This is a genomic window from Methylobacterium sp. Leaf100, assembly GCF_001422845.1.
Lineage (GTDB): Bacteria > Pseudomonadota > Alphaproteobacteria > Rhizobiales > Beijerinckiaceae > Methylobacterium.
This window is the reverse complement of the sequence record NZ_LMMW01000045.1, coordinates 117,752-129,531: the sequence shown is the minus strand read 5'-3', so window position 1 is coordinate 129,531 and position 11,780 is coordinate 117,752. Positions and strand designations below refer to the sequence as shown.

The following is an 11,780-nucleotide window of genomic DNA, read 5'->3' as shown; positions in this document are numbered from 1 at the left end:
GCCTTTTATTTTCATTATAGCCAATGCTATATCGCGAGAAGGCAAGCTGGGCGCGGAGCCGCGCCGTCACCGAGGGACCGTACGGAACGATGGGTTATCAGGACGGCACGTGGCGCTTCCACCGCGACACGCAGGAGCAGCCGAGCCTCGGCGCCATGAACGGCAGCGTTCCGGTGCTCGCCACCGGGACGTGGCTGCGCCGGCTCCTGGCCTTCATCGGGCCGGGGTACATGATCTCGGTCGGCTACATGGACCCGGGCAACTGGGCCACCGACATCGCCGGGGGGGCCCAGTTCGGCTACACCCTGCTCTCCGTCATCCTGCTCTCGAACCTCATGGCCATCGTGCTGCAGGCGCTGGCCGCGCGGCTCGGCATCGCCACGGGCCGCGACCTCGCCCAGGCCTGCCGCGACCACTATTCGCGTCCCGTCGGCCTCGTCCTGTGGCTCGCCTGCGAGGCGGCGATCATCGCCTGCGACCTCGCCGAGGTGATCGGCACCGCCATAGCCCTCAAGCTCCTGTTCGGCATTCCCCTCGTGCTGGGGGCGACGATCACGGCGCTGGACGTGTTCCTGATCCTGCTGCTGATGCGGCGCGGCTTTCGCGCCCTCGAAGCGTTCGTGATCGCGCTGCTCGGCGTGATCTTCGTCTGCTTCGGTGTGCAGATCGCCCTGGCGAGCCCACCCCTGCAGGCGGTGCTCGGCGGTTTCCTGCCGACGCCCGAGATCGTGACGAACCCGGCGGCCCTCTACATCGCCATCGGCATCATCGGCGCCACGGTGATGCCGCATAACCTCTACCTGCACTCCTCCATCGTACAGACCCGCGCCTACCCGCGCACCGACGAGGGCAAGCGCGCGGCCTACCGCTTCGCCTTCACGGATTCCACCATCGCGCTGATGCTGGCGCTGTTCGTCAATGCGGCGATCCTCATCCTGGCGGCCTCGGTCTTCCACGCCAACGGGCGGACCGACGTGCAGGAGATCGAACAGGCCTACGAGCTCCTGTCGCCGCTCCTCGGAGCCGGCATCGCCTCGACCCTGTTCGCCGTGGCACTCCTCGCCTCGGGGCTGAATTCCACCGTGACCGCGACGCTTGCCGGCCAGATCGTCATGGAAGGCTTCCTGCGGTTGCGCATCCCCGACTGGGCGCGCCGGCTCATCACCCGGAGCATTGCCATCGTGCCGGTGATCGTCGTCACGGCGCTCTACGGCGAACAGGGCACCGCCCGCCTCCTCGTCCTGAGCCAAGTGGTGCTGTCGATGCAGTTGCCGTTTGCCGTGATCCCCCTGGTCCGGTTCGTCTCCGATCGGAGCAAGATGGGCGCCCTGGTGATTCCCGGGTGGCTGAAGGTCCTGTCCTGGGCCATCGCCGGGCTGATCGTCGTCCTCAACGTCAAGCTCCTGATCGACACCGTCTTGGGCGCCTGATCCGGCGGCCCGCAGCCCGAGAGGGTCGCGGGCTGCCTCTTCCGGACCACCGCACGACGGAAACGGACCCGGGGCACACCCGGGCGCCGCCGGACAAACACACCTTGAAAACATAGCCGTGGCTTACTCTTCCAGCAGAGGCTTCACCATGTCCGGTCCACCCCGCGCCTGGCGGGCGGCATTCGTCTCCCTGATGATCTCAGCAACCCCGCCGCTCGCCCTGGCGCAGGCTCCCGGGGAGATCCCCGAACGGCCGCCGCAATCGGCCGCCGCCGAGCCGCAGGGTGATTTCCCGGTCTCGATCCGGTCGTCGCTCGGCCCGTGGGGCGATCCCGGCGGCCTTCGCGCCGCCTGGGCCGCACGCGGAGTGAATCTGACCCTGCTGTCGACCGACGAAGTGCTGGGGAATCCCCATGGCGGCGTGCGCACCGGCCCGATCTACGCGGGCAAGGTCGAGGCCATCCTCAGGCTCGACCTCGAGCGCCTCGCGGGCCTCGACGGCGTGAGCGCTTTTGCCAACGCCTTCCGGATTCACGACACCGGCGGCCTGCGCGACCGAAGTTTTCAACGGCTCATCACGGTCAGCAACATCGAAGCGTATCCCACCACCCGCCTGTCGGAACTCTGGCTCGAACGGCGGTGGGACTCGGGGCTCGGCCTGCGGATCGGGCAGCTCGCCGCCGACGGGGAGTTCTTCGCCTCCGAGACGGGCAAGCCGTTTCTCAGCAACGACTGGCCGACGATCACCGGCTCCAACCTTCCGAGCGGCGGACCGGCCTATCCCCTGGCCACCCCCGGCATCCGCCTGCGCTACGAAGCCGGCGCGGACCTCTCGGCTCTGGTGGCGGTGTTCAACGGCGATCCCGGCGACCAGCGCGTGGTCAACCGGTACGGAACGAACTTTCGCGTCGGCGACCCGCCCCTGGTGATGGCCGAGATCCAGATGCGGCGGAACCAGGAGACGGAGACACCTGCGCTCGCGGGAACCCTGAAACTCGGGGGATACAGGCATTTCGGCCGGTTCGACGATCTGCGCTTCGGCGCGGACGGCCTACGCCTCGCGGATCGATCCAGCCTCGGGACGGCGCGGCGCCTGCGCGGGACCAGTGGGATCTACGCAGTCGCAGATCAGCAACTCTACCGCCCGGGCGGGGGCGGTCCATCGAGCGGTGTGTCGGTCTACGCCCGCGTCTCGGCGAGCCCCTCGGACCGCAACCCGATCGACCTGTGGGCGGATGGCGGTGTCGTCGTCGCCGGCTTGATCCCAGGGCGGCCGGACGATCTGTTCGGCGCCAGCGTGATCTACGCCCGGATCAGTGAGGCCGCGCGCGGCTTCGACCGCGACCGTGTCGACCTGCAGGCGAGTGGGGAGCCGATCCGCACGGCGGAAGCGACCTTCGAACTGTCGTATCAGGCCCAGATCAGACCCGGCTGGACCGTGCAGCCGGATCTTCAGTACATCTTCAATCCTGGGGGCGGCCTCGCGGACCCCGAGCGCCCGAACACACGGATCAAGGGTGGTTTCGTCTTCGGAATGCGTTCGACCTTGGTCTACTGACCGGACGCGTCCCGGATCGAGGCGATTACGACCGCCGACGCGTGGGGCGAACGCGCACGGGTACGAGCTGCGGCGCGGGGGCCGACCCTTCCACCAGGGCGCCGAGTCCACGGGACACGGCTTCGCCAACCGAACCCGCTGCCTTCACGAGGCGCCGCACGATCGATCCGACGAACGATGTACTCATGACGGGCTCCTTGATCAGCGACGGGTACCGAACGCGACCGGCGACGGGCCGGTTCCGATGACGGTTAAGAGACAGGTAAGGAGCGATGTCGTGCCTGCGCAGGACCGGAGGTCGATCCGTCGCACCATCACGCCGCTGCGCCCTCAGCTGCCCCCTGGGCCGTGAGCTTGACGGCAAATCTGGCACGCCGAGCACCGGTCCGGCAAGGCGGCACACGGCCGTTGAGGTTTGAAACGAGCCGTGCGCGAAAATCCTTCGCAGTCGCTGTGAATCCGACCGGACGACGCCGGAACCGGGGCGAAAACTTGGCGTTATCGCTGCAATGAGGTCGCAGCCTGACGCTGCGCCAAATCTTTCGAAGGATAGAGTCAGATGCTCGGTTGGGCCGTAACATTCCTCGTCGTCGCCCTCGTGGCAGCTCTGCTCGGTTTCGGCGGTATTGCCGGCACCGCCATGGAAGCCGCAAAGCTCGTGTTCTTCGTCGCCATCGTTCTGTTCGCCATCTCCGCCGTCATCGGCCTGATGCGCGGACGTTCCCCAACCCTCTGACGGGCGCCGGTTCGCACGCACCGGCCGGGTGGGCATCGGCCCACCCGAAGCGATCGATGAGGGCCGCCGGCGCATTGCCGTGCGGCCCTCGTCGATTCGGATGGTACGGGCGCCGGATCGGCGCCTTAGGACGTCGCTTCGTCCGGCGGGGACGCTTCGAGCTTGGCAATGAGATCGCGGAAGCGGTCGGGTACCGGTTGCTGCACGACCGTATCGTACATGGCCCGAAGGTGCAGACCGATGCGCTTCTGGGTGTGGTCGCTGAGGCCACGGCCACGGGTGTCCTCGTCGGCACGCACGGTACGATCCCCAGGGGCGGGATCGTCCTTGTCGTGTGTGTTCATGCGTCGATTCCCCTTGATGCCGGACACCGGCATCGCCGCGATTGTTTTGCGGCTTGACATAGGTCATGGCTGCAGCTGCAACGCCGATGCGATCAGTCGGTTCCCGTCAGGCGGAACGGAGCTCTCCAATCCGCGTTGTGGCGGAAGCGGCCAAGGCACGCGGCCAAGAACGGCAAAGCCAAGGGGATAGTATGTCGACAGCCCAACTCGTGGTGCAGCACCTGCCGTATCTGCGCCGCTACGCTCGGGCGCTCACGGGTAGTCAGGTCGCCGGAGACGCTTACGTCGCCGCCACCCTCGAGACCCTCGTGAACGAGCCCGAGACGCTCGGCCGCAGTGCCAACGTCAAGGCCGATCTCTTTCGCGTGTTCACGCGTATCTGGAATTCCCTGTCGGTGAACGGCCAGAGCGAGCAGGTGCAGCACGACCTGCCGGCCGAAGTCCGGCTCGGCCAGATCACGCCCCTGCCGCGCCAGGCCTTCCTTCTCTCGTGCCTCGAAGGGTTCTCGGAGGAAGACGCTGCAATCATCCTCGACGTCGACGTCAGCCAGGTTCGCGACCTCGTCGACGAGGCCGGCCGTGAGCTCGCGGCCGACATGGCGACCGAGATCCTCATCATCGAGGACGAGCCGCTCATCGCCATGGACCTCGAAGCCCTGGTGGAAGGGCTCGGCCACAACGTCATCGGCGTGGCCCGCACCCGCACGGAGGCGATCAAGATCGCGTCCGAGGGGACCCGCCCCGGACTCATCCTGGCGGACATTCAGCTCGCCGATGGAAGCTCGGGCCTCGATGCGGTCAACGACCTCTTGAAGACCTTCGAGGTGCCGGTGATCTTCATCACCGCCTACCCCGAGCGCTTCCTCACCGGCGAGCGTCCGGAGCCGGCCTTCCTCATCGCCAAGCCGTTCCAGCCCGCGAACGTCTCCGCGGTGATCAGCCAGGCGCTGTTCTTCCAGCAGAGCGCACGCCGCCGCGAGGTCAAGTCGGCCTGAACGCCCCTCGACCCCACGATCCTCGGCAACAAACGACGAAAGGCCCCGTCACATGCCGGGGCCTTTTTGCTGACCTGTTCGGACCGGGCCCGTGGCGGCTGAAGGACGAAAAAACGGGCCGGAGATCGCTCTCCAGCCCGTCGAAAAGGTTCCGGCCTATGCACAAGGGGATGCGGGGGGAGGACCAGGCGGCCGGGGTGACCAGACAACGATCCGACCTCGCTGTCGTTCCGTCTCCCGGCATGGGCAACTCGAATTTTTTGCGCACAGCGGTTTTTTCGCAACACTTGCAGTTCGGCGGAAGCAGGATTTCCGTCAAATCGTAACGATCCGTACTTCGAGCTGTACTGGAGATTGCTCAATTCGAAACAGTCGAGGAACCCGAGACTGTGAGACGCGTTTGCTCGATATCCTGTCAAGCTCCTCATCGGAGATTACGACGATGTTTCGGTCAGGCCTCCTCCTCAGTGTCAGTGCACCGGCTGCGCTCCTGACATTGCTGATCCAGCCGACCGTCCAGCAGGCTGCCGACCAGAGGGCATCCCAGGCAGCACCGTTGACTGTCCTTCAGTTCACCTTGTCGGGACCGGATCTTCCCGGGCAGCGCGTGGCATCGACGGCGATCAGGCCGGTGCGCTTCGCGTCCGTGAGCCGCCCGTCATCCCCCCCGAAGCCCGGTGTACTCGGACAGAGCGGCCGGACCGCGAGTGAGAAGGATCAGCCGAAGGTTCGCCGCTCGATGCGCGAAGGCTGCGAAGGCGCCATCAGCTCACTGGCCGGACCAGAGGCGCGCCGCATGCTCCCGGGTCGTTGCATTTCCTGATTTTCGTCGACCGGGAAGTCGCTCCAGCACAACCTTCGTCATGGTCGCGCATAGGCCGACAGCGCCAAGAACTGGTTCTTGGATGAGAAGACGCTGAAGGGGCATGAAAAAGGCCTCGTCCATTTCGGACGAGGCCTTTTCGTTTCGATTGAGCTTGGAACCCCCGGAGGGGTTCCAATGACCGGTATCAGTCCTCGCCTGGGCGACCGGTGCCGGTGGCCTGACCACCCTTGCGGCCGGCGGACGACGCCAGTTCGCGATCCTGGGAGAACGAGCGCTTCTCGGCCGGCACACTGCGCCCGCCCTTGCTCGCGATCTCCCGCTGCCGCTCCAGATCCATCGAGGCAAAGCCCCGCTTCGAGGTGGAGTTCGATGCCATCAGCGCCTCCTCAGATTTGCTCTCACTGCCAAGACAACCTTCACCAATATCGATGGTTCCTTAGGGAAACCCGGGCTGATCAGCGTAGAGCGGGGCAAGCGTGGCTATAAGCATGGGTATAGGAAACGCTCGCGTACAGGGCACTTCGACGGCCTCGGCGCGGCGGCTCTCCCGCCCCGTGGCTTTGCCGGGACTGGACAATCCGTGTGCGACCCGCATGGATGCGGCATGGAAAACCGTTCGATGCCGCCGCGCGACGCTGGGGTGCGCCAATGACCCTCGACACCGAGGTCTCGTCGTTACGGCAGGTGCCGCTGTTTCGAGGCGTCGAACCGTCGCGCCTGAAGCTCCTCGCCTTCACCAGCGAGCGGGTTCATTTCGAGCCCACCCAAGAGCTGTTCGCGCGCGGCGATACCGCCGATGCGGCTTATCTGATTCTCGAAGGCGAAGCCGAGGTTTCCATCGAAGGGCCGCAGGGACCGTTTCGGCTGGCGCTCCTCGGCGCCAACGCCCTCCTCGGCGAAATGGGAATCCTGGCCGACCAGCCCCGCTCGGCCACGGTCGCGGCTCTGACACCCCTGACGGCCCTGCGCATCGACCGCACGGTCTTCCTCGAGCTTCTCGCTCAGTTCCCGCAGATCGGCATCGCGGTCATGCGTGAACTCGCCCTGCGCCTCGAGCAGACCAACCAGCAATTGGCGCAGAGCCGGAGCTGACGTTCACTCCGGGTAGGTGATGAACTCCATCAGCGATCCGTCCGGATCCCGGAAATAGACGCTGAGGCCCCGACCGGCCGCACCGTCGCGTTCCACGGGCCCGCGCTCGACCGGCACGCCGTGCGTCGCGAGATGCGCCATGGCCCCCTCGATGGGGCCGGACCAGCGAAAGCACAGGTCGCTGTTGCCGGGCATCACCGGCTTCTCGGCAAGCGGCGTCGCCTCGATGCCCGGACCATGGACATTGAGCTGCACGCCACCGAAGCGAAAGGCGGCCCCGACGGGGCGCTCCACGATCTCGGCCCCGAGCACGTCGCGGTAGAAGGCCGTCGAACGTGCCCAATCGGAGACGTGGATCACGCAATGATCGAGATGGATCGCCGGGGCGAGGTTGTCGAGGACGTCGCCTGCGTCGGAGACGGGCAGGGTCTGGGTGTCGGCCATGGGCGGATCCTCGTGTAGCGTTCATGATGCGATCAAGCGCGACGCCGACGCAACACCGCGGATCGCCTGATCGAGCCGCGGTTGCCTCGCAGCCTCGCCTGAATATGGCGATGCGGGGGCGACGCTTCCCCACACCTGCGGCGGGAAAGATACACCCTCGGCGGTCCGGGACGGCTAGTCAGGGGGAAGAATCCTGCAACCCGCCCCCCTCAACCCACACCCCGCGGAGCCAGCCATGTCCACCCGCCGCCTCATCTTCGGCCTGCTCCTCATCGCGCCCCTGGCGGCCTGCAACGCGCGCGGCCCCGTCAACGTCGCGGCCGACGACGATGCCGCCTGGTACACCGGCACCATGCCGGACAAGCCGTTCGACGTGCCCATCGTCGACAAGTCGCGCCTCGATCCGAAGTACCGGCGCCAGATCGTGCGCTACACCGGGCCGGAGAAGCCCGGCACCATCGTCGTCGACATCGACAATCGGCAGATCGCCCTGGTGCAGGAGGACGGCACCGCCGTTCAGTACGGCGTCGGCGTCGGCAAGGCCGGCTTCTCGTGGAAGGGCGAGGCCCGCATCGCCCGCAAGGGCGTGTGGCCGGATTGGAGCCCGACCACCACCATGGTCTCGCTCAATCCCGATCTGCCGCGCACCCGCAAGGGCGGCCTCGACAACCCGCTCGGCGCCCGCGCGCTCTACCTCTACCAGGGCAACCGCGACACGCTGTTTCGCATCCACGGCACCAACGAGCCCTGGAGCATCGGCGAGCAACTGTCGTCCGGCTGCGTGCGGATGCTGAACGAGGACATCGTCGACCTCTACGAGCGCGTTCCCGTCGGCACCCAGGTGCTGGTGAAGCGCAACGGCAAGTATCGGGTGTAAGACGAGGACCGTTCGGCCATGACCATCACCATCGCCCACCTGCAGCCCCTCGTCGCCCTCGGCGCCGGGGTGCTGATCCTGCTGATCCCCCGGCTGCTGAATTTCATCGTCGCGGCCTACCTCATCCTCGTCGGGCTGATTGGCCTCGGGGTGTTTCGCGCGCTATCGTGAGCCGGCGCGACGGCGGTCGGTGACAGAGGTACAGAACCGTCACGCGGGTCCCCACTCCGCGCGGCGTTCATCTTGCGTTGCAGCATGAGATGGTCCAACCCGCCGGGTACGATAGGCGCGCAATTCGCGTTTCATTCCAGCAACCGGACGGGTGACGATGGGCAAGTGGGTCTATTCCTTCGGTGACGGCAGGGCCGAAGGCCAGTCGTCCATGCGCAACTTGCTCGGCGGCAAGGGCGCGAACCTCGCCGAGATGTCCAATCTCGGCCTTCCGGTGCCCCCGGGCTTCACCATCACGACGGAAGTCTGCACCGCCTACTACGACAACGCGCAGACCTACCCGGCCGAGCTGAAGGCCGAGGTGGCCGCAGCCCTGGAGGCCGTCGGCAAGCTCACCGGTCGCGGTTTCGGCGATCCGAAGAACCCGCTCCTCGTCTCGGTCCGCTCGGGCGCCCGCGCCTCGATGCCCGGTATGATGGACACGGTGCTCAACCTCGGCCTCAACGACGTCACCGTCGAGGCCCTGGCGACGGGCGCCGGTGACCCGCGCTTCGCCTACGATTCCTACCGGCGCTTCATCACCATGTATTCCAACGTGGTTCTGGGCGTGGAGCACCACGCCTTCGAGGAGGCTTTGGAGCATTACAAGGAGGAGAAGGGCGTCAGCCTCGACACCGAACTCGGGGCAGACGACTGGAAGCATCTCGTCGGGCGCTACAAGGCCATCGTGAAGGCCGAGCACGGTTCCGACTTCCCGCAGGGCGCGGAGGACCAGCTCTGGGGTGCCATCGGTGCCGTGTTCGATTCGTGGATGATCCCGCGCGCCAAGAAATATCGCGAGTTGAACAACATCCCCGAGAGCTGGGGCACGGCCGTCAACGTCCAGGCCATGGTGTTCGGCAACATGGGCGACACCTCGGCCACGGGCGTCGCGTTCACCCGCAACCCGTCCACCGGCGAGCGCGCCCTCTACGGCGAGTTCCTGATCAACGCCCAGGGCGAGGACGTGGTGGCGGGCATCCGCACCCCACAGGACATCACCGAGAAGGCTCGGCTTGAGGCTAAGTCCGAAAAGCCGTCGATGGAGCGGGCGATGCCCGAATCCTACGCCGAGTTGGTCCGGATCTACGGTCTCCTCGAGAACCACTACCGCGACATGCAGGACATGGAGTTCACCATCGAGAGCGGCAAGCTCTGGATGCTTCAGACCCGCAACGGCAAGCGCACGGCCAAGGCCGCTTTGCGCATCGCCGTCGATCTCGCGGCGGAGGGTCTGATCACCCAGGAGGAGGCCATCGGCCGGATCGAACCGGCGGCCCTCGACCAGCTCCTGCACCCGACCATCGACCCGAAGGCTGAGCGCAAGGTGATCGCGTCGGGCCTGCCCGCTTCGCCGGGCGCCGCCACGGGCGAGATCGTGTTCAATTCCGAGGATGCCGAGGCCGCCCGCAAGGCCGAGCGGAAGTGTATCCTGGTGCGCGTGGAGACCTCGCCAGAGGACATCCACGGCATGCACGCCTCCGAGGGCATCCTCACCACGCGCGGCGGCATGACCTCGCACGCAGCCGTGGTGGCGCGCGGCATGGGCAAGCCCTGCGTTTCGGGCTGCGGCACCGTCCGGGTTGATTACAAGGCCGGCACCCTGTCGGTGGCCGGCACGGTTCTGAAGGCCGGCGACAAGATCACCATCGACGGGTCCACCGGTCAGGTGCTGCTGGGCGAGGTGGCGATGCTGGAGCCGTCCCTGTCGGGCGAGTTCGCGACCCTGATGGGTTGGGCCGACAAGGTCCGCACCATGAAGGTCCGAACCAACGCCGACACGCCGACCGACGCCCGCGCCGCCCGCAACTTCGGCGCCGAGGGCATCGGCCTGTGCCGCACCGAGCACATGTTCTTCGAGGGCGACCGCATCGTCGCCGTGCGTGAGATGATCCTCGCCGACGACGCCGAAGGGCGCCGCTCGGCGCTGGCCAAGATCCTGCCCTACCAGCGCCAGGACTTCGTCGAGCTGTTCACGATCATGTCGGGTCTGCCCGTCACGATCCGCCTGCTCGATCCGCCGCTGCACGAGTTCCTGCCGCATACCGACGTGGAGGTGCGGGACGTCGCCAGCAGCATGGGCGTGTCGGAGGACAAGCTGCGCCGTCGGATGACGGAACTGCACGAGTTCAACCCGATGCTGGGCTTCCGTGGGTGCCGCCTCGCCATCGCGTTCCCGGAGATCGCCGAGATGCAGGCCCGCGCCATCTTCGAGGCCGCCGTCCAGGCCGCCAAGGAGACCGGCGCCCCGGTGACCTCGGAGGTGATGGTCCCGCTGGTCTTCACCAAGATGGAGTTCGACATCGTCAAGGCGCGCATCGACGCCATGGCGAAGGCCGTCTCCGAGGAGACCGGCAGCGCGGTGGACTATCAGGTCGGCACCATGATCGAGCTGCCCCGCGCCGCCCTGCGGGCGGGCGACATCGCCGAGACGGCGGAGTTCTTCTCCTTCGGCACCAACGACCTGACCCAGACGGCGCTCGGCATTTCCCGCGATGACGCCGCGACCTTCCTCGGGGCCTACACCCAGAAGGGGATTCTCGCGGCCGACCCGTTCATCTCCATCGATCAGGAGGGGGTCGGCGAACTCGTGCGCATCGGCGTCGAGCGCGGCCGGGCCGTGCGTCCGGACATCAAGCTCGGCATCTGCGGCGAGCACGGCGGCGACCCGGCCTCCATCGGCTTCTGCCAGGAGGTCGGCCTCGACTACGTGTCGTGCTCGCCCTACCGCGTGCCGATCGCCCGCCTCGCTGCGGCACAGGCGGCTCTGGCCGCCCGCGACGCCGCCAAGGACGCCGTCAAGAAGGCCTGATCCGGAGGCTCGATCCGAACTCTTCCGGGTGGCTTCGCGCCGCCCGGGAGAGTCGCGGCGAAATCCGTTCAACAAATTGTCGAAAACGCGGCGAACCGATTTCGTGCCGGCACGTTCAATGCTAGTGCCGATCCATTGCGCGAGCATTCCAGCTCATTGGGGCGGCTGCCATCGCGTGGGAACGCCGGCCATGATCGATACGACGCCCACCCCGCTCTACCTCAACGAAAATTCCGCCGTCACCCCGATCCCGAAGGTGGTCCAGCAGGCCTCCCTCTGGACATTCGGCGGCCTCGCCACCCTGGCGCTGTTCGTGTTCGCCGTCGCCACCCAGAGCGGTGCGGATGCGGAGCGGATCGCCGAGATGCGGACGGGCGGCGACAGCGCACCCTCCGCCCTGGTCAAGGCATTTGCCGTCGCCCACGGACGCCCCGGCACATTCTGAACCAACCGTTG

General features: G+C 66.8%; 12 protein-coding genes. 9 read left to right on the top strand and 3 right to left on the bottom strand.

The features are described from left to right. The first annotated feature begins 89 nt into the window (after positions 1-89). From ASF25_RS16645 to ASF25_RS22190, 3 genes are all read left to right on the top strand, one after another. The gene (locus ASF25_RS16645; RefSeq protein ID WP_056305988.1) at positions 90-1,430 is read left to right on the top strand and encodes an Nramp family divalent metal transporter; all 1,341 of its coding nucleotides are present in this window, start codon (positions 90-92) and stop codon (positions 1,428-1,430) included. A 148-nt stretch (positions 1,431-1,578) separates the two neighbouring features. Then, positions 1,579-2,988 carry a carbohydrate porin gene (locus tag ASF25_RS16640; protein WP_244473068.1) on the top strand — a complete coding sequence of 470 codons (1,410 nt, stop codon included), beginning with the start codon at positions 1,579-1,581 and terminating at the stop codon, positions 2,986-2,988. Positions 2,989-3,547: 559 nt separating this feature from the next. Beyond that, the gene (locus ASF25_RS22190; protein WP_003599466.1) at positions 3,548-3,724 is read left to right on the top strand and encodes a DUF1328 domain-containing protein; all 177 of its coding nucleotides are present in this window, start codon (positions 3,548-3,550) and stop codon (positions 3,722-3,724) included. Positions 3,725-3,849: 125 nt separating this feature from the next. On the opposite strand, the gene ASF25_RS16635 is transcribed toward ASF25_RS22190, so the two are convergent. Then, positions 3,850-4,068: a NepR family anti-sigma factor gene (locus ASF25_RS16635; protein WP_056306129.1), complete on the bottom strand. Its 219-nt coding sequence runs from the start codon at positions 4,066-4,068 to the stop codon at positions 3,850-3,852. A gap of 191 nt (positions 4,069-4,259) precedes the next feature. On the opposite strand from ASF25_RS16635, the gene ASF25_RS16630 reads away from it, so the two are divergent. Then, a complete protein-coding gene (locus tag ASF25_RS16630) occupies positions 4,260-5,063 on the top strand; it encodes a response regulator (RefSeq protein WP_056173403.1) in 804 nt (267 codons plus the stop codon). Positions 5,064-6,073: 1,010 nt separating this feature from the next. Here the strand turns inward: ASF25_RS16630 and ASF25_RS16625 are convergent. Then, entirely contained in the window at positions 6,074-6,268 is a 195-nt protein-coding gene (locus ASF25_RS16625; protein WP_056305986.1) for a general stress protein, read from the bottom strand. Positions 6,269-6,537: 269 nt separating this feature from the next. Between ASF25_RS16625 and ASF25_RS16620 the strand changes: the two genes are divergently transcribed. Next, positions 6,538-6,981 (top strand): Crp/Fnr family transcriptional regulator, encoded by a 444-nt coding sequence (locus ASF25_RS16620; protein ID WP_056305984.1) that lies wholly within the window; start codon positions 6,538-6,540, stop codon positions 6,979-6,981. Positions 6,982-6,984: 3 nt separating this feature from the next. Here the strand turns inward: ASF25_RS16620 and ASF25_RS16615 are convergent, their stop codons facing one another. After that, positions 6,985-7,425 carry a VOC family protein gene (locus tag ASF25_RS16615; RefSeq protein WP_056260962.1) on the bottom strand — a complete coding sequence of 147 codons (441 nt, stop codon included), beginning with the start codon at positions 7,423-7,425 and terminating at the stop codon, positions 6,985-6,987. Positions 7,426-7,660: 235 nt separating this feature from the next. On the opposite strand from ASF25_RS16615, the gene ASF25_RS16610 reads away from it, so the two are divergent. From ASF25_RS16610 to ASF25_RS16600, 4 genes are all read left to right on the top strand, one after another. Beyond that, positions 7,661-8,302 (top strand): L,D-transpeptidase, encoded by a 642-nt coding sequence (locus ASF25_RS16610; RefSeq protein WP_056173418.1) that lies wholly within the window; start codon positions 7,661-7,663, stop codon positions 8,300-8,302. A gap of 18 nt (positions 8,303-8,320) precedes the next feature. Then, a complete protein-coding gene (locus ASF25_RS22180) occupies positions 8,321-8,473 on the top strand; it encodes a DUF3096 domain-containing protein (RefSeq protein ID WP_082483460.1) in 153 nt (50 codons plus the stop codon). Positions 8,474-8,630: 157 nt separating this feature from the next. After that, positions 8,631-11,324, top strand: a complete 2,694-nt coding sequence (gene ppdK, locus ASF25_RS16605) for a pyruvate, phosphate dikinase (RefSeq protein ID WP_056305983.1) — start codon at positions 8,631-8,633, stop codon at positions 11,322-11,324. A 190-nt stretch (positions 11,325-11,514) separates the two neighbouring features. After that, on the top strand, positions 11,515-11,769 hold the full coding sequence (locus ASF25_RS16600) for a hypothetical protein (protein ID WP_056305981.1): 255 nt from the start codon (positions 11,515-11,517) through the stop codon (positions 11,767-11,769). Positions 11,770-11,780 lie beyond the last annotated feature (11 nt).

Coding starts and splice junctions, on each gene's coding strand:
- ASF25_RS16645 (WP_056305988.1), top strand. CDS start 90: ATGGGTTATCAGGACGGCACGTGGCGCTTCCACCGCGACACGCAGGAG.
- ASF25_RS16640 (WP_244473068.1), top strand. CDS start 1,579: ATGTCCGGTCCACCCCGCGCCTGGCGGGCGGCATTCGTCTCCCTGATG.
- ASF25_RS22190 (WP_003599466.1), top strand. CDS start 3,548: ATGCTCGGTTGGGCCGTAACATTCCTCGTCGTCGCCCTCGTGGCAGCT.
- ASF25_RS16635 (WP_056306129.1), bottom strand. CDS start 4,068: ATGAACACACACGACAAGGACGATCCCGCCCCTGGGGATCGTACCGTG.
- ASF25_RS16630 (WP_056173403.1), top strand. CDS start 4,260: ATGTCGACAGCCCAACTCGTGGTGCAGCACCTGCCGTATCTGCGCCGC.
- ASF25_RS16620 (WP_056305984.1), top strand. CDS start 6,538: ATGACCCTCGACACCGAGGTCTCGTCGTTACGGCAGGTGCCGCTGTTT.
- ASF25_RS16615 (WP_056260962.1), bottom strand. CDS start 7,425: ATGGCCGACACCCAGACCCTGCCCGTCTCCGACGCAGGCGACGTCCTC.
- ASF25_RS16610 (WP_056173418.1), top strand. CDS start 7,661: ATGTCCACCCGCCGCCTCATCTTCGGCCTGCTCCTCATCGCGCCCCTG.
- ASF25_RS22180 (WP_082483460.1), top strand. CDS start 8,321: ATGACCATCACCATCGCCCACCTGCAGCCCCTCGTCGCCCTCGGCGCC.
- ppdK (WP_056305983.1), top strand. CDS start 8,631: ATGGGCAAGTGGGTCTATTCCTTCGGTGACGGCAGGGCCGAAGGCCAG.
- ASF25_RS16600 (WP_056305981.1), top strand. CDS start 11,515: ATGATCGATACGACGCCCACCCCGCTCTACCTCAACGAAAATTCCGCC.